The organism is Pseudomonas sp. NY8896 (genome assembly GCF_039634505.1).
Window position 1 is genome coordinate 6224336 of the sequence record NZ_CP132350.1, and the last position, 24578, is coordinate 6248913.

General features: G+C 55.4%; 22 protein-coding genes. 6 read left to right on the forward strand and 16 right to left on the reverse strand.

The features are described 5' to 3' along the window. Positions 1-4: 4 nt before the first annotated feature. The 6 genes from selB to fdnG form a co-directional block, all read right to left on the reverse strand. Complete coding sequence (selB, locus tag Q9451_RS28155) at positions 5-1927, reverse strand: selenocysteine-specific translation elongation factor (RefSeq protein WP_123109241.1); 1923 nt, start codon at positions 1925-1927, stop codon at positions 5-7. After that, positions 1924-3351 carry an L-seryl-tRNA(Sec) selenium transferase gene (gene selA, locus Q9451_RS28160; RefSeq protein WP_012270263.1) on the reverse strand — a complete coding sequence of 476 codons (1428 nt, stop codon included), beginning with the start codon at positions 3349-3351 and terminating at the stop codon, positions 1924-1926. Before selA ends, selB begins: the two co-directional genes overlap by 4 nt. Before the next feature lie 96 nt (positions 3352-3447). Further along, positions 3448-4368: a formate dehydrogenase accessory protein FdhE gene (fdhE, locus tag Q9451_RS28165; protein ID WP_012270262.1), complete on the reverse strand. Its 921-nt coding sequence runs from the start codon at positions 4366-4368 to the stop codon at positions 3448-3450. A 4-nt stretch (positions 4369-4372) separates the two neighbouring features. Continuing rightward, positions 4373-5029 (reverse strand): formate dehydrogenase subunit gamma, encoded by a 657-nt coding sequence (locus Q9451_RS28170; protein WP_012270261.1) that lies wholly within the window; start codon positions 5027-5029, stop codon positions 4373-4375. Beyond that, positions 5026-5976: a formate dehydrogenase subunit beta gene (gene fdxH / locus Q9451_RS28175; protein ID WP_012270260.1), complete on the reverse strand. Its 951-nt coding sequence runs from the start codon at positions 5974-5976 to the stop codon at positions 5026-5028. The genes Q9451_RS28170 and fdxH overlap by 4 nt, the downstream gene beginning before the upstream one ends. Further along, complete coding sequence (fdnG, locus tag Q9451_RS28180; RefSeq protein ID WP_148043788.1) at positions 5976-9044, reverse strand: formate dehydrogenase-N subunit alpha; 3069 nt, start codon at positions 9042-9044, stop codon at positions 5976-5978. The genes fdxH and fdnG overlap by 1 nt, the downstream gene beginning before the upstream one ends. A gap of 839 nt (positions 9045-9883) precedes the next feature. Here fdnG and Q9451_RS28185 point away from each other — a divergent pair. From Q9451_RS28185 to Q9451_RS28195, 3 genes are all read left to right on the forward strand, one after another. Beyond that, positions 9884-11335 (forward strand): hypothetical protein, encoded by a 1452-nt coding sequence (locus Q9451_RS28185; protein WP_150104939.1) that lies wholly within the window; start codon positions 9884-9886, stop codon positions 11333-11335. Positions 11336-11422: 87 nt separating this feature from the next. Next, positions 11423-12124 carry a hypothetical protein gene (locus tag Q9451_RS28190; protein ID WP_012270256.1) on the forward strand — a complete coding sequence of 234 codons (702 nt, stop codon included), beginning with the start codon at positions 11423-11425 and terminating at the stop codon, positions 12122-12124. 95 nt (positions 12125-12219) lie between these two features. Then, entirely contained in the window at positions 12220-12600 is a 381-nt protein-coding gene (locus Q9451_RS28195) for a very short patch repair endonuclease (RefSeq protein WP_230388269.1), read from the forward strand. 27 nt (positions 12601-12627) lie between these two features. Here Q9451_RS28195 and Q9451_RS28200 read toward each other — a convergent pair whose 3' ends face one another. From Q9451_RS28200 to Q9451_RS28215, 4 genes are all read right to left on the reverse strand, one after another. Next, the gene (locus Q9451_RS28200; protein WP_041166357.1) at positions 12628-13095 is read right to left on the reverse strand and encodes a hypothetical protein; all 468 of its coding nucleotides are present in this window, start codon (positions 13093-13095) and stop codon (positions 12628-12630) included. A 195-nt stretch (positions 13096-13290) separates the two neighbouring features. Then, complete coding sequence (locus tag Q9451_RS28205; RefSeq protein WP_024086516.1) at positions 13291-14271, reverse strand: IS5-like element ISPa26 family transposase; 981 nt, start codon at positions 14269-14271, stop codon at positions 13291-13293. 42 nt (positions 14272-14313) lie between these two features. Continuing rightward, positions 14314-15546 (reverse strand): ATP-binding protein, encoded by a 1233-nt coding sequence (locus tag Q9451_RS28210; protein WP_345960822.1) that lies wholly within the window; start codon positions 15544-15546, stop codon positions 14314-14316. An 8-nt stretch (positions 15547-15554) separates the two neighbouring features. Then, complete coding sequence (locus tag Q9451_RS28215) at positions 15555-16688, reverse strand: DNA cytosine methyltransferase (protein WP_012270253.1); 1134 nt, start codon at positions 16686-16688, stop codon at positions 15555-15557. Between the two features lie 371 nt (positions 16689-17059). Here Q9451_RS28215 and Q9451_RS28220 point away from each other — a divergent pair, with 371 nt between their 5' ends. Together Q9451_RS28220 and Q9451_RS28225 are read left to right on the forward strand one after the other, a co-directional pair. Beyond that, positions 17060-18406, forward strand: coding sequence for an ATP-binding protein (locus Q9451_RS28220; protein WP_012270252.1), 1347 nt, complete (start codon positions 17060-17062; stop codon positions 18404-18406). Then, complete coding sequence (locus Q9451_RS28225; RefSeq protein WP_322353530.1) at positions 18406-19371, forward strand: O-methyltransferase; 966 nt, start codon at positions 18406-18408, stop codon at positions 19369-19371. The genes Q9451_RS28220 and Q9451_RS28225 overlap by 1 nt, the downstream gene beginning before the upstream one ends. A 150-nt stretch (positions 19372-19521) precedes the next feature. On the opposite strand, the gene Q9451_RS28230 is transcribed toward Q9451_RS28225, so the two are convergent. From Q9451_RS28230 to Q9451_RS28245, 4 genes are all read right to left on the reverse strand, one after another. Beyond that, entirely contained in the window at positions 19522-19995 is a 474-nt protein-coding gene (locus tag Q9451_RS28230; RefSeq protein WP_345960824.1) for a hypothetical protein, read from the reverse strand. A 203-nt stretch (positions 19996-20198) separates the two neighbouring features. Then, complete coding sequence (locus Q9451_RS28235) at positions 20199-21728, reverse strand: IS66 family transposase (protein ID WP_041166353.1); 1530 nt, start codon at positions 21726-21728, stop codon at positions 20199-20201. An 18-nt stretch (positions 21729-21746) separates the two neighbouring features. Further along, the gene (tnpB, locus tag Q9451_RS28240) at positions 21747-22106 is read right to left on the reverse strand and encodes an IS66 family insertion sequence element accessory protein TnpB (protein WP_012270248.1); all 360 of its coding nucleotides are present in this window, start codon (positions 22104-22106) and stop codon (positions 21747-21749) included. Between the two features lie 44 nt (positions 22107-22150). Continuing rightward, on the reverse strand, positions 22151-22483 hold the full coding sequence (locus tag Q9451_RS28245; RefSeq protein ID WP_012270247.1) for a hypothetical protein: 333 nt from the start codon (positions 22481-22483) through the stop codon (positions 22151-22153). An 85-nt stretch (positions 22484-22568) separates the two neighbouring features. On the opposite strand from Q9451_RS28245, the gene Q9451_RS28250 reads away from it, so the two are divergent. Continuing rightward, the gene (locus Q9451_RS28250) at positions 22569-22844 is read left to right on the forward strand and encodes a helix-turn-helix transcriptional regulator (RefSeq protein WP_012270246.1); all 276 of its coding nucleotides are present in this window, start codon (positions 22569-22571) and stop codon (positions 22842-22844) included. Between the two features lies 1 nt (position 22845). Here Q9451_RS28250 and Q9451_RS28255 read toward each other — a convergent pair whose 3' ends face one another. Continuing rightward, complete coding sequence (locus Q9451_RS28255; protein ID WP_012270245.1) at positions 22846-23310, reverse strand: hypothetical protein; 465 nt, start codon at positions 23308-23310, stop codon at positions 22846-22848. Further along, on the reverse strand, positions 23303-24553 hold the full coding sequence (locus tag Q9451_RS28260) for a hypothetical protein (protein ID WP_345960825.1): 1251 nt from the start codon (positions 24551-24553) through the stop codon (positions 23303-23305). The genes Q9451_RS28255 and Q9451_RS28260 overlap by 8 nt, the downstream gene beginning before the upstream one ends. Between the last annotated feature and the right edge of the window lie 25 nt (positions 24554-24578).

The window sequence follows — 24578 nt, forward strand, 5'->3', positions numbered from 1 at the left end:
GAATTCAGTGCCTGGCCTGCTGTTGGGCCAGGGCGCTGTCGGCGCGGATGTGACGCTGGTCGGCCACCCTCCGGGTCAGGCCGATGCGGTCGAAGTACTCCAGAATCTGCACACTGCGCTTGCGACCGATGCCCAACATATCGCGAAACGCGGCAACCTGCACTATTGGCGTTTCGCGGGCCTGCCCCAGCAGCAGCTCTGCCATGCGCTGTAGCGTCGCCTCTGGGTAGAACAGGTCACGCACCACCTGATGCACCAAGCCCAGCCGAGCCAACTTGCGCAGCAACAGGCGCACATCGGCTTCGGCGCAACTCTCCTCACTCGCCAGCGTCCGGACCCAGGGTGGATCGTATTGCCCTGCCAGCAACCTGGGCTGCAAACGTGCCCACAATGCACTGTCGGCTTCGCTCAACTGCACCTTGTGATCGGGCAGATGCAGCCAGGGCCCGCTGCTGGCCAGGGCGCCGTTTTCGAGCAATTCATCCAGCAGGCTGACGAACGCCGGCCGTTCCAGGGGCAAGGCTACGAAGCGGCGCAGGCGGTCACGGTCCGGGCCGAGCTGGTCGGGCTCTTGCTCATGGAAACGCGCCAGTTGCGCCAGCACCTGCTGCTTGAGCGCCTGCCATTGGGCGTTGGCGAACAACAGTTGGCCCTGCCGCGTAGCCACCACCAGTACATCCTTCGGCAAATGCCAGGTTTCGCGCAGGCGATTGAACTGCCGCTCTAGTCGCTGTGGGTCGATACCGGCCGGGGCGCTGGCGAGCAGCGCTGGCAGCGCCTGCTCCAGATCCACGGCATCACGCAGCACCTGCAACTGCCGTAGGCGCTCATCGGTGCGGCGTTGGCGGCTGGGGGCGAACGGGTCGAGCACCTTGCCGCCGCCCAGTGTGCGCTGGGCACGCTGGTCGCGCAGCACCAGGCGGTCGCCGTGCACCGCTTGCAGCGGCGCATTCAGCAGCAACTGGGCAAACATGCGTTGGCCGGCCGCCAGGCTTTGGCCTTCAAGCAAGGCGACCCTGGCGGTTACATCCTGGGTGCCAAGGTGCACATGCACGGCGCTGAAGTGTTCGAAGGTATGCGTTTCGCCCGGCAACAGGTTCAGCTCGATATCCACCCTTACACTGGGTGCGTGCAACCATTCGGGTACCAGCCAGTCGCCCCGGTGCACCTGCTCCACGGTCAGGCGCTCGGCAGCGATGTTCAGCGCCACCCGCTGACCCGCCTCAGCCACCAGCGCGGCCTGGTTCTGTGCATGCAGGCCACGCACGCGCACCGGCTTGCCGGCCTTACCCAGCAACAACGTATCACCAGCACTGACCCGCCCGGCCAGTGCCGTGCCGGTGACCACCACACCGGCGCCGGTAACCGCAAAGGCACGGTCGACGGCCAAGCGAAAGCCACCGCGCGCACTCCGTTGTCGCACACCTGCTTCGGCTTCCAGCAGCGCCTGACGTAGCGCTTCGATGCCTTCCCCGCTGATGCTCGACAATGGGAACTGCCGCGCCCCGGCATACGGCCCAGGCGCCAGCAGTTCACTAACTTGTATCTGCACCTCGGCCAGGCGCGACGGCTCGACCCGGTCGCACTTGCTGATCGCCACCAGGGCCTGGGAAATGCCCAGCAGTTCGATGATCGCCAGGTGCTCACGGGTCTGCGGCATGACCCCATCGTCGGCAGCCACGACCAACAGCACCAAGTCGATGCCATGGGCGCCGGCCAGCATGTTGTGGATAAAACGCTCGTGGCCCGGCACATCGATGAAGCCGGTCAACGGCGCGCCTTCACTCAACGCCGCGTAGCGATAACCAAGGTCGATGGTCATGCCACGGGCGCGCTCTTCCTGGCGTTGGTCACCGGCCTGGCCGGTCAACGCCTGCAGCAGCGCGGTCTTGCCGTGATCAATGTGGCCGGCTGTACCAACGATCACTGCACCGGCCCCAACTGCAGGGCTGGCAATTGAGCGAGCCACTGGGCTTCGTCATCCAGTTGGCGCAGGTCCAGCCAGAGGGCATCGTCGTCGAGGCGGCCCAGCACCGGCACCGGGAGGTCGCGCAGGGCTCGCTCCAGCACGTGCAGGCTGCGCCCGCGCAACTTCTTCGACACCTGCGGGCGCAGACACAGTGCAGCGCTGGGCAAGCGCGCCACCGGCTGGCTGCCACTGCCGATCATGCCCAAAGCAGGCGCTACGCTGACGGCCCATTGCTCGCCGAGGTGCGCCTTGACTTCAGGCGCCAGACGCTCGGCTTGGGCTTGGATCTCGGCCTGGCTACGGGTCAGCAGACGCAGGGTGGGCAGGCGCTCGGCCAAGCGGTCAGGGTTGCGGTACAGCGCTAGGACCGCTTCGAGTGCGGCGAGGGTGATCTTGTCGACGCGCAGCGCACGCTTGAGCGGGTTTTTCTTGATCCTGGCGATCAAGTCCTTGCGGCCGACAATGATCCCGGCTTGCGGCCCGCCCAACAGTTTGTCGCCACTGAAGGTGACGATATCGGCGCCGTCGGCCAAGGCCTGGCGTACGGTCGGCTCGGCGGGCAGGCCCCAGCGGGTAAGGTCGAGCAGGCTGCCGCTGCCCAAGTCTTCAAGCAGCGGTAGGTCACGTTGGTGGGCGATGCTCGCCAGCTCGGCCGTGGGCACCTGGGTGGTGAAGCCCTGGATGCTGTAGTTGCTGCAATGCACGCGCATCAGCAAGCCGGTACGTGGGCCGATGGCGGCCTCGTAGTCGCGGGCGTGGGTGCGGTTGGTAGTGCCGATCTCGTGCAGCTTCACGCCGGCACGGGCCATGATGTCGGGGATGCGGAAGGCGCCGCCGATCTCGATCAGCTCGCCACGAGAGATGATGCCCTCCTTGCGCGCGCCCAGGCTGTTGAGCGCCAGTAGCACGGCGGCGGCATTGTTGTTGACCACGGTGACGGCCTCGGCGCCGGTCAACTCACGGATCAAACCCTCGATCAAATCGTCACGGTCGCCGCGCTTACCGGTAGCCAGGTCAAATTCCAGGTTGAGTGGATAGCGGGCGGCAGTCTGCATGGCCTCGATGGCCGCTTCAGGCAACAGGGCGCGACCGAGGTTGGTGTGCAGCACAGTACCGGTGAGGTTGAACACGCGGCGGACCTGGCTGCGTTGCTGAGCGGCCAGGCGTTCGCCCGTGCGGCCCAGAAGGATTTCGGGGGCCAGTTCGGCGGGGGTGAGCTCACCGTTGCGGACAAGGTTGCGCAGGTCGTCGAGCAATTGCCGCAGGGTGGCCAGGACGCCTTCGCGACCGTGGCGATCGATCAGCGGAAGGCAGGCCTGGTGGCGCAGGAGGGTATCGATTGAAGGCAGGCGTGGGGTGTCGCTGGCGAGGCTGGAAGACATGCGGTACTACCTTGGCTAATCCGGTGTCTGTACTGGCCTATTCGCGGGCCGGCCGCGAAAAGGGCAACTCGAAACGTCAGTGTAGACACTTACTCTCTACCCAGGCGCAAGCATCAAGTTGGGTGCCAGGCGATGAAAGCCCTCCTCGTCCAGGCGCATATCCAGCGCCAGGCTGGCCAGGTCGTCGGCCAGCGGCTCGGCCGCCGCATCGTTCTCCAGGTAGTTCTGTTTCAGGTAGCTTTCGCACCCTGGGCAGCATTCGGCGCGCAGCGGCGCCTTACCCGGCGCATGACGGTCATCCTCAAGGCTGGTGTAGCGCAAGTCCTTGCTCGACTCGCAGTACACACATTTAACCCGCACCACGTGCCATTCACAGGCACACAGCGAACACGCCAGGTAACGCAAGCCATTGTGCTTGCCACGGTTGCGCACCACCCCGGCCATCGCCGGCGAACCACAGGCCGGGCACTGGGCCAGGCTGCCGGCAGGTTTGAGCTCAGGCGCCGGCAACGCCAGCAACCAACTGGACCAGGCCGCCTGAAGCGCAGCCCCGAGGAACGGCACCAATGCTGCCGGCACCGCGTCGTACTGGCCAGCTAGCAAAGCGATGCCCCAGCCCTTGCGTTGTTCGTCATCACTGCCGCGCAGTACCTGCAGCGCCTCACCCAGCGGGCCGCTGGTTTCTCCGCTCAATTGCTGTAGCAGGGCCTGCAGCCAGACCAACCAAGGCCCCTCACGCACCAGGCTGTCAGCCGCCAACGGCGGCAATCCATGACTTATGCACAGGCGCTGACGCTCCTCGGCCACCGGCATGCCGCCGGGCGGGTTATCCACAAGCTGTTGCTGGATGCGGCACAACCGTGCGACCAGTTTCAGGTAGTCGCCAAGGGCGTTGCCCTCGACCAGGTGCTCAAGGCGCAAGGCGCGCAGCTCGAACAGATTGACGGGGGGCAGGTGCAGAAACGGCGGCGTCACCGCCGACGCTTCGATCTGCCCGGGTTCAAGTATCGTGCTCAAGCGCTCATCCTTCTTTTCGTCCGTGATTGCCCGGCGTCTTGTCGCCGGTCACGTCGCGGTACCACAACTCATGGTGCTTGCGTGCCCAGGCGCGGCTGACCCAGCCATGCAGCATGGCGCCGATCGAGCCCTTGATCCAGATACCGGCGTAGATGTGCACGATGATGCTGAGGATCAGCACGAACGCCGCCAGCGCATGCAGCAGCGCAGACAGGCGAATGGCATCGATGCCGAACCAATGACTGAAATAGGCGCGCCAGATCACCACACCACTGACCAGCAGCACCAGCATGCACACCAGCAGGGTCCAGAACAGCAGCTTCTGCCCGGCGTTGTATTTGCCGATCGGCGGCACGCCATCTTCACGATTGACCATCACCCGATCGATGCGGCGCAGCCACAAGCGATCGTTGGCGGTGATGAAATTAGCCCGCCAGAAACGAATCACCAAGCCGAGGAAAAACACGAACATCGCCACCCCCATGAACGGGTGCAGGATGCGTGTCCACGGCCCGCCGCCGAACAGGTGGCTAAGCCAGAACAGCGCCGGATGGAACAGCGCCAGCCCGGAAAGCCCGGCCATGAAGAACAGGATGGCGACGATCCAGTGGTTGGTCCGCTCGTTGGCGTTGTAGCGCAGGATGGGTTTGTTGTCGCTCATGGCCGCTGCTCCCCTTGCCCACCGGGCTGCTTCGGATCGTAGACATGCACCGCCGGGTCCACCTGGTGGACGCTGTCATCGGGCGCCGTGGGGTGCTCATCGTCCTCTACCCGCTGTGGCCCGACCCGTACGTAATGGAAGAACCCGGCCAGCACCGCCGCGCCCATCGCCAGCAGCGCCAACGGCTTGGTGAAGCCCTTCCACAGGCCCACCAGCGGGCTGATCACCGGCTGGTCCGGCAGGCCGGCGTACAGCTTCGGCGTGTCGGCATGGTGCAGCACGTACATCACGTGGGTACCACCGACCCCGTCAGGGTCGTATAACCCGGCCTTGTCGTAACCCCGTGACTTCAGGTCGACGATGCGCTCGGCAGCGTGCACCTTCATCTCGTCCTTGCTGCCGAACACGATCGCCCCAGTCGGGCAGGTTTTCACGCAAGCCGGCTCCAGGCCCACGGTCACGCGGTCGGAACACAGGGTGCACTTGTATGCTTTGTGGTCCTTCTGCGAAATGCGCGGGATGTTGAACGGGCAGCCGGTAATGCAGTAGCCGCAGCCGATGCAGTGATCCTGGTTGAAGTCGACGATACCGTTGGCGTGCTTGATGATCGCCCCTGGGCTCGGGCAGGCCTTCAGGCATCCTGGGTCGGCGCAGTGCATGCAGCCATCCTTGCGGATCAGCCACTCCAGGTTGCCGTCGTCGCGCTCGTGCTCGGTAAAGCGCATCAGCGTCCAGGTCTCGGCAGTGAGGTCCTGGGGGTTGTCGTAGGTGCCGTGGTTGTGGCCCACCTCGTCGCGCAGTTCGTTCCACTCCGAGCACGCCACCTGGCAGGCCTTGCAGCCGATGCACTTGGTGGTGTCGATCAGCTTGGCGACCTCCTGCTGCTGGCGTACCGAGGACGGCACGGTGGTGGTGGCCGAGCGGGCGATGATGTCTTGGCTGGCCATCAGAGTTTCTCCACTTTGACGAGGAACGACTTGGACTCTGGGGTCTGCGTATTGCCATCACCGAGGAACGGCACCAGGGTGTTGGTCAGGTAGCCATGCCGGGTAGCGCCGGTGAACCCCCAGTGCAGCGGGATGCCGATCTGGTGCACGGTCTGGTTGTTGACCTGCAGCGGACGAATCCGCTTGGTCACCACCGCCACCGCGTCGATATGCCCACGCTTGCTCGACACCCGCACTCGGTCGCCAGCCTTGATGCCTTTCTCGTTGGCCAGCACCTCGCCGATCTCGACGAATTGCTCGGGTTGGGCAATGGCGTTGAGCCGGCAGTGCTTGCTCCAGAAGTGGAAGTGCTCGGTCAGCCGGTACGTGGTCGCCGCATAGGGAAACTCGTCGTGCGTGCCGAGGGTGTCCCACACCGAGTCGAAAATGCGCCCGGCCGGGTTGCTGGTGGCCTTCTTGTTCTGCGGGTGCAGCGGGTTGATGCCGATTGGCGTTTCAAATGGCTCGTAGTGCTCGGGGAACGGGCCTTCGGCCATCTTGTCGATGGCGAAGAAACGCGCCACACCTTCGGGGTTCATGATGAACGGGTTCATGCCCGCCTCGGGCGGCGAATCGACCTTGAAGTCCGGCACGTCGGTGCCGGTCCAGGCCTTGCCGTTCCACCACACCAGGCGCTTTTTCTCCGGGTCCCACGGTTTGCCTTGCGGGTCGCTGGAGGCACGGTTGTAGAGGATGCGGCGGTTGGCCGGCCAGGCCCAGGCCCAGTTCTGCACCTGGTGCATGCCGTATGGGTCGCTGTTGTCGCGACGGGCCATCTGGTTGCCCTGCTCGGTCCAACAGCCAGCAAAGATCCAGCAACCGGATGCCGTGCTGCCGTCGTCCTTCATCTGGGCAAAGCCCGACAGCTGCTGGCCGGCCTTGAGCGTGGCGCCGGTAGTGTCGGTAAGGTCGGTGACCGCCCAGCCGTTCATTTCCTTGGCCAGTTCCTCTGGAGACGGCTCGTCAGGAATCTTGTACGGCCAGCTGATGTTCATCATCGCGTCTGGGTAGGCGCCGCCTTCAGCCTGGTAGCGTTGGCGCAGGCGCAGGAACAACTCGCTCATGATCTGCACATCGGTACGGGTCTCGCCCGGCCCGTCGGCGCCCTTCCAGTGCCACTGCAGCCAACGGCTGCTGTTGACCAGCGAGCCGTCTTCCTCGGCGAAGCAGGTGGTGGGCAGGCGTATCACTTCGGTCTGGATGTTGGCCGTGTCGACATCGTTAAACGGCCCGGCGTTGCGCCAGAACTCCGAGGTCTCGGTGGCCAGCGGGTCCATGATCACCAGCCACTTGAGCTTGCCCAGCGCCGCCGTGACGCGGTTCTTGTCCGGCAGCGCGGCGATTGGGTTGAAACCCTGGCACATGTAACCGTTGACCTTGCCTTGGCCCATCATCTCGAACATGCGCAGCACGTCGTAGGCCGGTACGTCGAGCTTCGGCAGCCAGTCATAGCCCCAGTTGTTTTCCGCCGTGGCGTTGGCACCGTACCAGGCCTTCATCAGGCTGACGTGGAACTTGCCGTAGTTCTGCCAGTACGACAGCTGCCCAGGACGCAGCGGCTTGGAAGCGCGTTTGTCGATATAGGTGGCGTAATCCTGCTCGGCATCGCCGGCCAAGGTCAGGTAACCCGGCAGCGAGTTGGACAGCAGGCCGAGGTCGGTCAGGCCCTGAATGTTGGAGTGCCCCCGCAGGGCGTTGACCCCGCCACCCGGCATGCCGACGTTGCCCAACAGCAACTGGACCATGGCTGCACTGCGGATGATTTGCGCACCGATCGAGTGTTGCGTCCAGCCCAGTGCATAGAGAATCGTCATGGTCTTGCCCGGTGCCGAGCATGTGGCGATCTCTTCCCAGACCTTCATCATGGCGTCCTGCGGCATGCCACAGGTCATGCTCGCCAGTTCCGGGGTATAGCGGCTGTAATGCTGCTTCATCAGCTGGAACACGCAGCGCGGGTGCTGCAGGGTCGGGTCGACCTTGGCATAGCTGTCCTCACCCAGCTCGTAACCCCAGCCGGACTTGTCGGCGTACACACGCTTGGCTTCGTCGTAGCCGCTGAACAGCCCATCCTCGAAGCCATAGTTCTCTTTGACGATGAACGACACGTCGGTGTAGTTGCGCACGTACTCGTGCTGGATCTTGTCGGTGCTCAGCAGGTAGTTGATCAGCCCGCCCATGAAGGCGATGTCGGTACCGGTGCGAATTGGCGCGTAGTAGTCCGCGACCGAAGCGGTACGGGTAAACCGCGGGTCGACCACGATCAGCCGCGCCTTGTTGTGCGCCTTGGCCTCGGTCACCCACTTGAAGCCGCACGGATGCGCTTCTGCTGCGTTGCCACCCATCACCAGGACCAGATTCGCGTTGGCGATATCGGACCAGTGGTTGGTCATGGCGCCACGGCCGTACGTCGGGGCAAGACTTGCCACCGTCGGGCCATGTCAGACACGTGCCTGGTTATCGAACCCCAGCATGCCTGTTGCGCGGACGACCTTGTGGGTCAGGTAGCCAGCCTCGCTGGAGGCAGCGGAGGCAGCCAGAAAACCGGTGGTGAGCCAACGGTTGACGGTTTGCCCCTGGGCGTTTCTCTCGATGAAGTTGGCGTCGCGGTCCTGCTTCATCAGGTCGGCGACGCGGTCGAGCGCCTCGTCCCAGCTCACCCGCACCCACTCCCTGCTGCCCGGCTTGCGTACCTCGGGGTACTGCAGGCGGCTCGGGCTGTGGATAAAGTCCAGCAGGCCGGCGCCTTTCGGGCACAGGGTGCCACGGTTGACCGGGTGGTCGGCGTCACCTTCGATATGGATGATGTTCTGTTTGACGTTCTTGCCTGCATCGCCCTGGCTGTACAGGATCAGGCCGCAGCCGACCGAGCAGTACGGGCAGGTGTTACGCGCTTCTTTGGTATGCGCCAGCTTGAAGTGACGCACCTGCTCGGCGAAGGCCGGCGTCGGGGCCATGCCCAACGCCGCCAGGCTCGAGCCTCCAAGGCCGACAGCGGCGACCTTGAAGAATTGCCGACGGTTGAGGTCCATCGTGCACTCCTGATCAGGTGGTGGACGCGCGGAACATGGCCGGCGCCTCTTGGTAGTCACGGTGGCGGTTTTGACGGCCGCCAATAGATAAGACTAGTCAAGAATCGAGAAGGTGCGATGACTTGAGTCAGGAGTTAAGGCACCTGCCTCAGCGTTTTTTGTGTCTGTGAAATCGAGCGGCGTTCGAGCGGCGCTCGATTTCATAGCGGTGCCGATGCTGCGACAAGCAACGTGTGGCATTCACCTTTCTATTGGCATGCCCCGAAAGCAATAAAAAACCCAGGGCAACTGCCCTGGGTTTCTGGTCTTGCTAGACGTCTGACTGTTCTGATCAGAACGGTTCTGTGTACATGGAGAGCGTAAACAGGTCGCATACCCTTTGAAAATCAAGGTCTTGGACACACATAACGATCTCCGAACAGAAAAAAAGTAAACAAAGCCCAGGCTACAGGCGGGTTGTTTACATTTTGCTTGCTTCAGCGGCAGCCGTCAGCCAGTAAAGCTGTTGGGCTAAACTGCCCCATTCCCGCTCGTCATGGCCAAAACCCATCCATCCGTACGAGCAAGATCACACGGAGCGTCAGGTAGATCCCTGCCGGCGCCGCAGAGCGGCCGAAGGGTGGAGCTCAACTGCTGCTCACCTGAACCGACGAGAAGCATCGCTTGGGCTGGATGCCAGATCGCCGTCACCCCGGCTTCCGCTTCTGATAGATTATTTTGAACAAGTAGGGGGAACTTGAATGTCTAGCTCGGAAAGACCAGGTGTTTTCGACATATCGGATGCAGAGGGAGTGAATGACTCCGAGCGATTGCTGATGAGGCTATGCCGAAAGTCGTTCTTGAGCCTGTGGGCCCACGCCAACTTGCACACTGACCAGGACATGCACAATGGGAAGGGAAGCGCGAAAGAGTTTGCCGATGTAATGGTCGTATTCGGAGATGACATCGTCATTTTTTCCGACAAGCACATCACCTATCAGTCCGAAACTGATACCAAGGTTGCTTGGAAGCGCTGGTATAAACGTGCCGTTACTAGTTCTGCAAAGCAGTTGTATGGTGCCAAAAGCTGGCTGGAGCGTTTCCCACATAGGGTGTTTTTGGATTCCAAATGCACTCGGCCTCTACCCGTGCAGATTCCCGACATTACAAAGATACGTTTTCACCTTGTCGCAGTGACACGGGGGAGTGCTGAGGCCTGCGCGAAGCACTTCTCAGGCAGCGTCGGCTCGCACATGATCCAAACCGGCGTGGACCACAACGCCTATGCGGAACTTCCGTTTACCACTGGCCCGCTAGATTCTAGTAAAGAATTTGTCCACGTCTTTGATGAGATCTCCCTCGAAGTACTGATGCACGAGATGAGCACCATCAAGGACTTCGTCGAATACCTAGGTGCGCGTAGGGCCTTCTTGCTCAATCCGAATACGATGATAACGAGTGCAGGGGAAGAGCAACTGATTGCATCTTACTTAATGCATACTAATGAAAATGAGCATGCATTCCATCCTAGTACCGAAAGCGCTCCTCATCACATCAGCTTCGATGAAACACTTTATCCTGAACTGCTATCACGCCCAGAGTACAGGGAGATGCACGCCCAGAATGAGATAAGTGAATTTTGGGATGCGTTGATCGAAAAATTTATAACCGTAGGGGATCCAACGATCACTGACCTGGGCGCGAATCAAAAGAATCATGAAACTGAGCTCGCCCTGCGACTTATGGCAAGTGAAACCAGGTTCATGAGACGTGAGCTATCACGCCACTTCTTTGAGATGATGGAACTAGCAAAGGCCGGGCAGTACGTGCGCCGGGCTCGCACCCTGACTACACAGCAAGCTCCAGATCTCCTATATATTTTTTTGGCATGTCCGAAGTTTGCAGAGCAGTCCTATGTGGACTACAGGCAATACCGAAGTAGGCTTTTGCTTTCGTATGCACAGTGCGCAAAACTTAAGTTCACTGGAGCTAAGACCATCATCGCACTTGGTTTCGATCATCCATTGAAAGACTATCAAGGGGGCTCCGAAGACGTATGTGTATACATTCGCGATGAATACACTGAGGAGGAGCGGACTGAGGTGGAAAGGCTGAGATCGGCGCTTGGAATCTACGCGGATTCCAGCACCCCGACAGAGAGCAGGAGCTTTCAGTTTCCGGCGGCGGACAGCCTTCAACTTGGCACCGCCGTCGTTGTTCGGCAAACTGCAAGCAAGCGAAAGCAACTAAAAACAAAGAAATCAAAAAACATACAACAGAAGCAAGCGAGAAAAGCTAATCGAAAAAGATAGTTTTTCCCCGAGTCGGAGGTTTTGAGGTAGCCTCAAACTGTTATTGAAGCTTAGAGCCCACACCGCACCTGTAACTGGAGCTAATGTATGGATCCGAAGCATCTCTTTCTAGATGAGCGCTTGAAAGGCAGATGCACCTATTGCGGTGGGCCGCCGGAAACGGTTGACCATGTGCCCTCCCGCGTTCTTTTGGATAATCCACTTCCAGCAAATCTTCCGGTCGTCGAAGCCTGCCAAAAATGCAACGGCGGCTTCTCGTTGGATGAGGAATACATAGCGTGCCTGCTGGAATGCACCATGTCCGGAACAACCGAGATCAGCGAGCTATCACGAGAGAAGATAAAGCATGCACTAGCCCGAAATCCGCGATTGAGAAATCAGTTGGAACAATGTCGTAGAACGGATGACTGTGGACATATCTGGTGGCAGCCCGACGAAAGGAGAGTCCGCAACGTAATCATGAAGTTGGCGCAGGGGCATGCGGCATACGAGTTGGGAGAGTCCTGCAACGATCAGCCTGACCATTATTCGGTTCGCGCCATCCCAACGATGACTACTGAAGAGATAAATGACTTCGAGATCCTTGAAGACTGCGTTCAGCCGCTATGGCCTGAAATAGGATGCCGTGCGTTTCTACGAGCATCGGGTAAACCCGTTCCTCCAATTCAAATTGGAGCATGGTTGATCATACAGTCCGGACGCTACAGATACCTGGTTGATTGGCAAGATGGTGTCGACGTCAGAATTATTATTGGCGAATATCTAGCCTGCCGGATAGTATGGTACTGAAGAAGCATATCTCAATTAAGCAACCGTTCGAGTCGAATTGAAATTGCTTAGGCCCCCTAATGGACAGATTGAGCGTCGAGCAGCGTAGCTGGTTAATGAGTCGTATCAAAGGAAAAAATACGACCCCGGAACTTATCGTCAGAAAGTTAGTGTACGGCATGGGGTATCGTTATCGACTACATCTAAAATATCTACAAGGACGGCCAGATCTTACCTTTCTGAGAAGGAAGAAGGTGATATTCGTAAACGGTTGCTTTTGGCATGGCCACCCTAACTGTAGGTATGGGCGACTTCCGAAAACCCGACTCGAATACTGGCAGGAGAAAATAGAGAAAAACAAAAGAAGAGATACAGAAAATATTCATGCCCTCCAAGCAGATGGCTGGCAGGTACTAACGGTCTGGCAATGCGAACTTAGAAATCTAGAGCAACTGAGGGAAAAACTGCAAAATTTTATAGATGGGCCAATAACATAAGGCCCATCTGACATACCATCAGTAAAATCAGCTCCCCAAAAATGTCTCCAGAGCCTTTAAAGCATTGTTCCTTATCTGCTTTGCCTCAGAAAAATCAGTAAGCACTCCATCTTCGTGCACAATACCATTCAGACGCGATAGGTCCTTAATAAAATTATCTATTGAGGTCTTTGTTCCTCTCCGCAGGTCAGAGCTAAATATTTCAGTATTTTTCACCGCCCAACTTAACATATTTGCCAGAGACGGAGTAAAGTCACGCTTCTGCTTTTGACTGAAAGGCCGACCCTGAACAGCCTGCTCCTCGAAAATGGAGTCCTTTACTTTCTGATAATGTTTATGCCTCAACAAATAATCACGAAGCGCCGCCTCAAACAATACACGAAGCAATATCATTGCTGTATATGGGTGCTCTTTGATTGAGATCTCCCGAGCCTCTTGAAGGAAGGATGCGATTCGTGGCGAGCTACTAATTGAGGATAAGTTGTAAATCAACATATCCATTTCTTTAGTATGAATCGCAGATCCAGGAACCACTTTGCCTTTAGGGATGGTCTGAAGTAGCCCCTGTTTTCCGGCTACTTCGCCATCGACACTTTCAAAAAACGGTAGCCGCTCAAATCCCGGTCAAACCTGCCGTCTATTTCAGCCTTTTTTGCCGCTGCAAGCACCTCGCAGCAGTCACTTCACTCTTCACGGACGCACCTCTCCTGCATTGGAGAGCAAATGTCGACGCGCCATCCAAATGTTCGACAGGGCGAACAGCGTCACCATCTGAGCAGTGTTTTTCACCAAGCCTCGGAAGCGCACTTTCGTATAACCAAACTGGCGCTTGATCACCCGAAATGGATGCTCAACCTTGGAGCGAACCTGGGCCTTGGCTCTTTCGATCTTACGTATCGCTTTGTATAACGCGCTGCGGTTACCGTGCTTTTTGTAAGTGCTGCGCCGGGCTGCAATCTGCCAGATGACTTGGCGCCCCTCATGCTCTTCACGCTTCTCTACACCGGTATAGCCCGCATCAGCGCAGACCACGTTCTCACCACCGTGCAGCAGTTTGTCGACTTGGGTTACGTCCGCGACGTTGGCCGCAGTGACCACCACGCTGTGCACAAGCCCGGACTCATCGTCGACACCAATGTGAGCTTTGGCACCGAAGTAATACTGGTTGCCCTTCTTGGTCTGATGCATTTCCGGGTCGCGTTTGCCGTCCTTGTTCTTGGTCGAACTGGGCGCATGAATCAGAGTGGCATCGACGATGGTGCCTTGTCGCAGTGACAAGCCACGGTCGCCCAAATAGCCATTGATCACGCCGAGAATACCGGTGGCCAACTCATGCTTTTCCAGCAGGCGACGGAAGTTGAGGATGGTGGTTTCATCCGGGATTCGCTCCAGGCTCAGACCGGAAAACTGGCGCAGGATCGTCGTCTCGTACAGCGCCTCTTCCATCGCCGGATCGCTGTAACCGAACCAGTTCTGCATTAGATGAATCCGCAGCATCGCCATCAGCGGATAGGCTGGACGGCCCCCTTCGCCCTTTGGGTAATGAGGTTTGATCAGAGCAATCAAACCCTCCCAGGGTACGACCCGATCCATCTCTATCAGGAACAGCTCCTTGCGGGTCTGCTTGCGCTTACCGGCGTACTCGGCATCGGCGAAGGTCATTTGTTTCATCATCGAAAAGCTCGGCGATTGGTGTCCGGGGATTTTGCCAAATCAGGAAGTCTTTTTCAGGATTTCCTTAGGATCAGCACCTCCACCTAGAGGTTTTCCACCAAGCCCGCTAGCAGCACCAGTACCTCGGGGCTTAGCTGGCTCGGAGGCCACGCCCCCAGATTTCGGCTGCCTTAAGTTTCTATTTCTACTTCGATAATCATCCGCAAGCTCCTTAAGCGAACTCAAAACCTCTATATGCGTTTGATTATTTGTATTTATACCAGTTTTCTTCGTATCCCATGGTAGCAGAGAGGGGTCCTCGCTAACATAGTGAGCCCAACCAAGGAACCCATGATACTCGTTGTGCCAAGCCGTTGTTGTCCAGCCAGTAATTTTGGTTTTATCGGCAACCAATATTATCCTGTCATTGCAAACAACATACCACCCATATTCAGGTGTCAGCCCCTTAATAACCGGTTTAAATTGTTCATAGTCGATTTCAAATTTCGCTATGCGATAATTTTCATGAAGCCCGGCCTCCAGGTACACGGATACGCCACTTTGAGATACAAAATTCTTTGCTCGCTTCTCTAAGAAATCAGGATTTCGTATTTTTGGGCCGAAGCTACCCACCTTTTTCTTATTAACACTAATTACCAGCCCTTTAGCACAAAATATTGCATAGCGAATTCTTATTTGATCTCGCAGGGTATCAAGCCAAGTATCTGAACCTAAATCTGATAGCACATCATTTTTAACGCTATCGATTTCTAGCTTATAATAACTTTTCTTACTTGTAGGAAGTCTTCTCGCCTGGATAGTTGATTTATTCTCGACTGCTGATCGCACATCCATCTCAGAAAACCCAAGAGAGAATGCATGCACCCCATTATCTGTCATCAGCCGCACAGAACTTCCAAGCTTGAATATAGCCCGATTAAGCCCGACCCCATAATGACCAATACCAAAAGCGTGTTTCGACCTCTTCCCTATTGTAAAAACCTTGTCAGAAAGTGTGCTTTCATCTATCCCAGCACAATTATCGGACACAGCTACTTTTCGAGAGGTAACATCCAGATCAATCTTAAAGCCCTTATATGAGGCTGGCAACCCATATGAATCCTTTTTGAACCTCTTTGAAGCGCGAATAATTTTCGAGCGAGCAGCATCTATAGAGTTATCAATTAAGTCGTATATGCACTCTATCGTGCTCACATCGGAAGTGAGGCCTTGAATCAAATAGTCGGCGTCCGAGTTAAAACTTACCTCAATGCTATCCTTCACGACCGCCATGCTTCCTCCTACGCAGCAACTCTGCGCTCTAACTTTTCCGCAATAATGCTCATCAAATGATGAGACATAAGTGGCGAAACACTATTCCCTATCATCCGGAAAGAATGCCACATCGTGGGGTGAAAAAGGAACCAATCCGGAAACCCCTGCAGTCTGGCCGCTTCTCTAACTGTAATTACTCGTGGCTCTGAGGGGTGAATAGGCCTCATAGCCTGAAAGCTGCCTTTATCGCTCCCGGTGCCGGCGCGCAGCGTAGGGCAATGCCCTCCCCAGGAAAGCCTAGGATATCGACTTACCAGCTCCGTCTCACCAGGGCGGGTCTCGCTGAAGCGCTCAATTACTGGTTGCGTGTGCTTTGTGTTTATTACGCCAGAAATCTCGCCATGTATCAGACGTTCTAATGAAAGTTTCGAGCCTAGTCCTTTTGGTGGCATCGCCCGCATTTTTAAAGCGTATTCCGACAATGACACCCTCCTATATTTCGCCCAAGTGAACAGCTCAGACGTTCTTAACTCATCGTCATTAGGAGAGGGGATATCACTTATGGCTTCTCGAACAGTGACGGAACTTTTCACAAGGCTAGCAACCACCTCCTGCTGGGTGATAACGTCCATAGAAGAGGAGTCGACACCTATTATCACCACTCGCTTCCGAGAGGTTGCGGCCCCACAGTCAAGGGCATTAATTTTCAACGGACCAACAACATGATAATTTGCAGGAATTAAATTGAGCGCAGCCTCTAGAACAAGTTTATTCTTCTCATCCAAAAGCCCTTCTACATTCTCCATCAAGAAGAATCTCGGCTTCAACTCGCGCACCTGTTTAAAATATTGCCCTAGCAAAGCATTTCTCGGGTCGTCGGTTTTCCGAAGACCTATACGACTAAATCCTTGGCAAGGGGGCCCGCCAATAATTCCATCTATCCTTTTTCCTTTAAGGATACCTTTCCACATACTTGGTGTAACTAGCGCCAGATCAGTGTTGATGGTTTGCGTAAGAGGGAAGTTTAAGCTATAGGCGGACTGGAGATCCTTATCAACGTCCACTGCTGCTAGCGAATGGAATCCTGCCAATTCAGCTCCAAGCCCAAGGCCGCCACAACCAGAAAACAAGTCGATCACAAGAGGTTTTGAGGTGTCCACGGCATGCCCCTAGATGAGAATTGGGGGAGAGTGCCATGAAATAGCATTTTTGTCGATCGTCAGGACATCGAATCCTTTATTGTGCACGCCCACCCCTGATCCGTTACCTGAATGGTGTCAGAATAAGCTGGCGTTATGACATCATCAAGAGTACAAATTCATTAGACTCTCTGGCCCGCATGCAGGACGGCTAGGGAACGCCGTACCGCATGCAGACTCAGCCCAGGCTACGCTTATAGGTTGCAGCGACGACAGGCAGTGAATGGCTACACCTGGCTCGTCCTCAATGGCGGCGTGATGACGCCGGACCGGGTATGAGGTAGCGTAGTGCTAACGAGCATCGCATCATCAGTGCAATTCGAGGAGGAACTGTGGCAGAAACGGATTCTGAGATCAGGGACAGCATCAGTGCAGAGCCAACAAAGGCTTTCTTCGTAGATATGCTTGTCCGGGATATCCCTCTCGAACAGGCAGTGCTCGATCTTGTCGATAATTGCGTTGACGGCGCCAAGAGACTGGCTAAGCAGGCAGAGCAACCGTATGAAGGCTGCTCGGTGAAAATTACTCTTGATCAGACACATTTCCGCATTTTGGATAACTGCGGAGGCTTTGATATCGAGACAGCCCGTGAGTACGCGTTTCGATTTGGACGTCCAGCCGGCGCAAAAGCCACATCTCACTCCATTGGGCAATTTGGTGTTGGGATGAAGCGTGCTCTATTCAAATTTGGCCGCCATTTCAATGTGCAATCAGCCACCTCAAATGAGGCTTGGGCTGTTGATGTAAATGTTGACGAATGGGAAGCACAATCTGGGTGGAGCTTTCCATGGGCAAAACCTCAAGACAACAGTGTATCAACTGCCTCGCCAGGAACCGATATCAAAGTTACAAAATTAAGACCTGAAGTAGCCCTGAAGTTCGGAACGGCCTGGTTCAGAAATAGTATAGTTGGGCTGATAAAGTCAAAGCATCGTCAGTTCATATCCGACGGCCTACAGATTTCAGTCAATGATTTTCGCATTGACGCAACCAACATTTATTTGCTGGTAAGCAATGGCTTTACACCTGGCACAGACATACTCACGTTTACAAGCGAAGGTTCAGCTCCGGTAACTGCGAAAATAATCGTAGGCGTAGGAACGTCGTCTCCTAAGGAAGCTGGATGGAATGTCATCTGCAACGGCCGAGTTATTTTAGAGGCGGACAGACGAGCTGTAACTGGCTGGGGCTTGATTGAAGAGGAAGCAGGAAAAACATTAATTCCAAGCTTCCACAATCAGTTTGCCAGATTTCGCGGCATAGTATCCTTTGACTCCGAGGATTCGTCACAAATCCCTTGGAATACAACAAAAACTGATGTAGACCAAGATAGTATTATATGGAGAAAGGCATTTCAGCGAATGCTTGAAATGATGCGCCCTGTAATTGATTTCCTAAATGAACTTGACGCAGACATTGATGAAAACACCCGCGAAAAAAGCGCCCTATTAGACTTTGTCACAAAAGCGTCCCCCCAGCGTCCTGAGTCATTTTCGGTAAAAAAGGACTTCACTGCTCCCGCCCGAGGGTCGATAGTTAAGGGCCCTAAAATGGTTAAGATTCAATACTCCCGGGCCGTGGATGATGTAACTTTCCTTCAAGATGCGCTAGGGCTTGGATCGGCCAAGGCTGTTGGCGAGGCATGCTTTGATATGATTTTGAAAAGGCAACGTGACTAATGGCAGCTAGTTTTCGAAGGATTGACTACTCCCTGCGCCCCGCAAAATATGCAGAGAGAAAAATGTTGGTCGACATTTTTCGTCGACTGACTCCATTCCAACCAATTGAGGACTATGGCTACGTTGGCTTTGGGTCTGTATGGTTTTCTGACTTCATTTTATTCCATAAATCTCTCGGCATCAAAAACATGGTTTCAATAGAAGCATCAGAAGGTGCACGCGAGAGGTTCGAAGAAAACCGCCCATTCCAAATAAGTATGAAGTTTTCGAATTCGTCAGAAGCACTACCCAAGCTTAATTGGGACCAGCGCACCATTGCCTGGCTAGATTACGACGACACCTTAGTTACATCAATGCTGCATGATGTCCGATCTGTAGCATCTAGGGCTGTGTCGGGCTCTATCTTAGCGGTATCTGTACAATGTATGAAAGCCAAGGCGCTTATTGAATATCATGAAGAAAATGACCCGTCAAAAGCGAGCGCCATTGAAAGATTTAGGCAAACTTTTGGTAGAGAGCGCGTACCTGATGAAGCGCGAGATGAGGACCTTGCCGGATGGCCTTATGGCAAACTATGCAGAAAAATTCTAACAACTGAAATAGAGCTTGCACTATCAGATAGAAATACAAATCCAGAAACAGCCATGCAGTTTATCCCAATATGCGAAATCGAATATCAGGACGATGCGCGCATGACAACTATAGTTGGGATATTTGTTTCACCGGAAGAAATTGAGCGCTATAAATCCTGCTCATTTAACAAATTAGACTTCATGCCTATAGACAATAAAGCCATCCGCATAGAGATGCCTAAGCTTACAGTTAGAGAGCTTCGAAAAATTGAACAGCAGCTACCGAATATTGAAGGCGTAGAGCTTTCTCTCGGTTCCATACCGCGATCAGACGCGGAAAAATTTTGCAAAATGTATCGGTACTTCCCAAACTTTGCAGTTATGGAGGTCTAGCTGGAATCGGAAGCCACTTCGCGTATTAAAAAGACCTATTTTACCTTACCATATAAATTCCCGAGCACCGGCAATTCGTCGAAAACATCCACCTACAGCATTGACAACATCTGAAATCAATTGATTTTATACTTACTGCATAGAGATGAGCTACTCTAACTTAGTATATCCCGTTATTCGCCCCAAAGTTGCGGCATAGTGACGGGTCTGATATTTCAGAACAGCTTTCATTTGTGGGGTAATATCTTCCTCTAGTCCCCACTCAAAGGCTTTCTTATCCAGCATGTGACGCGCAGCGAGTTCAGCAGCCTCAAGGGTAGGTTGTGGGGGTTTCAGTTCATCCCATTCGTTCAAAACCGTCCTTAGCTGAGCAGCTTTCGAACGCAGTATGCAGGGATAACGGATCAGCCGGTCTATTACGTACAGCAGCCTTCGCCTTTGCTCGTCGGCCGTATCCGGCCGAACCAGATGCTTCCTGAGCAAATGAACTAGGTCCAATTCCCCATACCAGACTTGTTTCTCAAAGTCAGCCAGGGACTCTTCAGCAACCTGTCGTGGGCTAGGCAAACTGATATCATCTATCAATTGAAGGACAAACAGTTCACCCTGCTGGTCTAGATCCAAGGCCGCCTCCGCAAAGTCATCTCCGAGAGTAAATCAATCGAAGGGAGGTATGCTCCAGATCCTGAACATATCCGTCCCAATAACTACCGCCACCTTCCAACTTGTAGACATATGCCAAGTGCTCCTGCGTAGGACTGATCGCCTCGCATAACTCCACGGTAAGCGATCCATGAACCCCACCTACCGCAAGGTGAGGCCATCGTTTACCGTGGCATTTCCGGTGAACAGTTCCACGGCAACAGCGCTTCATAATCTGCCACCGACTGCGCATGGGGCAGCCGCTCCAGTACGTGGCGCAGCCACGTATAGGGCTCTTGGCCGTTGATCTTGGCGGTCTCGACTAAACTGTAGAGCTGAGCACTGGCGGCGGCACCCTTGGGCGTGTCGCTGAACAGCCAGGCTTTGCGGCCAATCACAAATGGCTTTATTGCGCGCTCTGCCGGGTTATTGTCGATCGGCAAATACCCAGCCTCCACATAACGCTCCAGCCGACTCCAATTGCTCGCTAGGTAATTCACCGCCTTGCCGAGCACACTTTGCGACGTCACATGTGGCTGCGTTTTGTCCAGCCAACTTTTCAACTGCCCCATGATCGGCAGGCTCTTCTCCTGCCGGCCAGTCAATCGCTGCTCATCACTGGCGTCCTTCAGTTCACGCTCGATGCCATATAGCTTATTGATCAATGACAGCGCCATATCCGCGCGTCCGGCTTTGCCCTTGGGCTGCACTTTCTGAGCTTCAACAAACTTGCGACGCGCATGCGCCATGCACGCCAATCGTTCGACACCCGGCTGCAACGCCAGGGCGTTGTAGCCGGCGTAATCGTCCGTCATCACATAGCCGCGATAACTTTCCAGCAAGCGCAACGGCACCTCCTGCGCACGGCTGGAGGTGTAGTCGAACAGCACGACTTTCCGATCCGGTGGCCCACTGGCTTGCACCCACATCCAGGATTGGCTGGTCGGGTCTCGATCCGGTTCTTTAAGAACTTGGACGCGGGTTTCATCGCAATGGATGACCGGGCTTTCCAGCAACCGGTCGCGCATCAGATTCAGCAGTGGTTGCAGGTGCTCACCGCACTGAATCACCCAGCGTGCCAAAGTCTGACGCGGAATCTCGATACCGTGTCGGCTCAGCACCGTTTCAAAACGGTGCAGCGGCAAACCATCGACATACTTGGTGGCCAACAGCATGGCCAGCACGCTCGGGCTGGCCATGCTCTTCTCGATCAACTGTGCGGGTTTGTCAGCGGTGACCGGAGCGGCTTCACAACCACGGCAGCCGTAAATTTTACGGATGTGTTTGAGCACCCGGATCTGCATCGGCACGATATCCAGCTGCTCGCTGGTTTCCTCACCGATCACGTGTTTGCGGCAACCACAGGCACAGGCCTGCTCGTGTTCGGGCAGTTCGTGGATGACTTCAATGCGCGGCAGGTCAGCGGACAGCGGTTTGCGCTTGCCACGACGCAGTGTTGGCGCGATCACTTCTTCGTCGTCATCGACCGGAGGTATCGACAGGCTTTCCGGCTCGTTGAACAACGCGAGTTGCGGCGTGTTGGTTTCAACGGTCTGCTCGGACTTGCGACTGAACAGACGGTCGCGCAGTAGCTTGACCTGCTCTTTGAGATCGACGATCTGGCCCTTATCGACCGTGCGCTCCATCAATAACTGCGCAAGCATCTGCTTGAGCAGTACGGGGTCATCGGGAAGGTCTTCGGGCATGGAAATCATGCCCCGGATTATACCGAATCAGGCGACGAATCGCGGCGTCAAAACCTGATGCGGGCGATTGCGCCAGAGGTCAAAACCGTCGAGTAACCAGTTCAGTTCCTGAACGGTGAGGACAATCGCTTCGTCGGTGGCGTCAGGTGATGTTTTGAATCGCTCGGATTCCAGGCGCTTGAGCCAAAGACAGAAGCCGTTGCGCTCCCAGTACAAGATCTTCACACGGTTGCGGGATTTGTTGAGAAATACGAAGAGCACGGGGTCGAACACCGCCACCTTGATGTCCAACTCGACCAGCGCCGCCAAGCCATCAATGGATTTTCGGAAGTCGACGGGCTTGGGGTAGAGATAGACTTTTTCGACTTTGGCGTCGGGACGCATCATGGCGTGCGGGCTCCAGAATGAAATCGGGAGCACAGCATCGGCAATCAGCTGAGCGCTTTGAATGTGGGGTTCATGGAGCGCTTACACTCCACGAGTCCCTCCATCAGCCAGCCCGTGTGCCGATTGAGATGCCTTGGGCTAACCAGCAGCACATTCTCCACACGCAGCCTCTCGGTCTGCTGCGACAGCACGTCTTCGAACGCCGACATGTCTGCGATCATCAGCATGCTGCTCAAGGTTACGTCGCCACTCTCCTCTGTGCAGCAGACGTAAAGCCATGGACACTGGATCGCCTGCTCGACGTAGCGCCAAACGCGAAGTCCATCGCCGAACGCACCGGCTCCTTTCACCTCTGCCTTCAGATGTGTTCTGAACATGCCATAGCTCCGCCAAATGAACACTATAGATTGTAGCCCTAAAGAGCTCACGCAGGCCTCATCGTTCCTTTTGCGAGGTTGGCAAATGGAACTGAAACAAGCATTCGGGCAGGCTCTGAAGCAGCTCAGAATGAGCCAAGGGCTCACTCAGGAGGATTTTTCCGACGTAAGCAGTAGAACCTATCTCAGCACGCTTGAGCGAGGCCTGAAGAGCCCGACCCTCGATAAGCTTGACGAGATTGCATATGTCATGGAGGTGCACCCCGTGTCGATCCTTGTCCACAGTTACTTACTGCGCGATAGATCAATGACCATCGAGCAACTGTTCAAACGTGTCCAGGAAGAGCTTGGAAACCTTTGACTCACCCCTTACCGCCTGCGAATCTCTTTGTGCGGGTAAGCTTAGTCAGCTCTCTATCCACGCGAGGAAGGGGCGTGCTCAGAGATTCTTTCGTCATCCCTTTCAAATATGCGTTATAGGCCCACGTCACGAATTGCTCGAGCAGACTTTCGTTCTCCACTTTCAGGCGAGCGTTTTCGGCCTCCAAGCGCTTAAGACGTTCTGTAAGCGCTCCAACCTCTGCAGTAGATAATTTTTGGTGGAGCCGCGAACCAGGCACCTTGCTAAGACGCGCCTTAGTAGCCTGGTATGTCGATTTAATACGGGCGTGCTTGTCGAGTGCCTGACGCGTGTAACGAACACCCAGGTGCTTCTCAATTGCCTCAATGAGCAGATCCCAAGAAAGCTTGCCTGACCACCCATCCAACACACAGACAATGTGTTCGATGGCATGATCATCGAGATTTTTTGCTCGCCTTTTAGCCATGCTTGCTCCGCTTCATTCGGCTAGCGTTAGTCGGCGCCAAGCGCTTTAGCGTCGAATAACCATCCAATGCGGCTCGATCCTCTAGCGCTTGCTCCACTCCCGTCGAAGAAATGATCGGAACATCAGCCAGCTGAATTACAGCGCCGGTTGGAACTGCTGGGTTATCAAGAATCTCTGTAAGCTGTATCAGACGTAGTACAGTCTTTCTATGGTGCTCCATCCAGCGATCCGCTCCGTAGTAGCCCTCCACCGTCGCAGCTTCAGCACGCACCAGCAATTCCTGCGCATCCTGTAGCCGACGTTTCACCATTATGGCCTTGCCTTCATCGCCCTTCACGCATACGTGCTCGTTACAGTTGATGCAGTCGGCATGCCGCTCGCATGGCATCATCGTGTAGTCATGGACGCAGAAGCCAAAGTCAGTTGTATGGGCTGTCGGAATCTTAAGACGTGCAAACTCATCTCGTGAAATCGGGATATTCTTCGGCAGCTTCGCCAGCGGGCCGAACATATGGGATTCGTCGCCAATGGACTCGCGAATCTTCGCCACCATTTGATCTGCGCTCACATGGTCATAAACCTCGTTTTGACGGACATCCAAGCGCCCCGACCACTTCGCAATATCCAACTGACTCATCCCCCCTGCCTGCGCCAGGGTGTTCAGGTAGTGACGGAACTGATGGGTAGATACTCGGATTCGGCTGCCATCTGGTTCAGTGAAGCCAAGGCGCTCAAATATGGACTCAAAGCCATGCTCACTTCTGGTGCCGAGTGCTGTATTCACCTGATTGATGCTGACCGGCTCAATGACACAGCTAAATGTACCTCTTGCAGAGTGGAGCTCATTACGCCGCACTACGATGAGTGCCTCCGAATATTTGAGTCCCATCTCCGTGTTTAGCAGCGGAAACCCGGATGGAAGTTGCAGTATTGCGGCCTTTTCAACATCAGCAAATCGCGCGCATACGCCGCTGTCATTCTTAATCAACAACACATTATTTGCGGTGCACCATTGACTCGCAAATGAAGCCGACCCTTTCTCCAGCAAAATCACCTGTTGAACTTCATCCATTGTCAGCAGCTCTTGCCTCCTGAGGTGTTCCAAATCGTGGGGCAGATACAGCCTTTCAGGATTAAACTCATACCATTGAGCAATACGACGAGCGTCTTCCGTCAAACGCCTAATTTTGGCGATGGCCTCAGCGACAACGGGAGCCATCGAGGGAATAATCCATTTAACCATTGGATCAGCCCCCTTAGGGAATCTC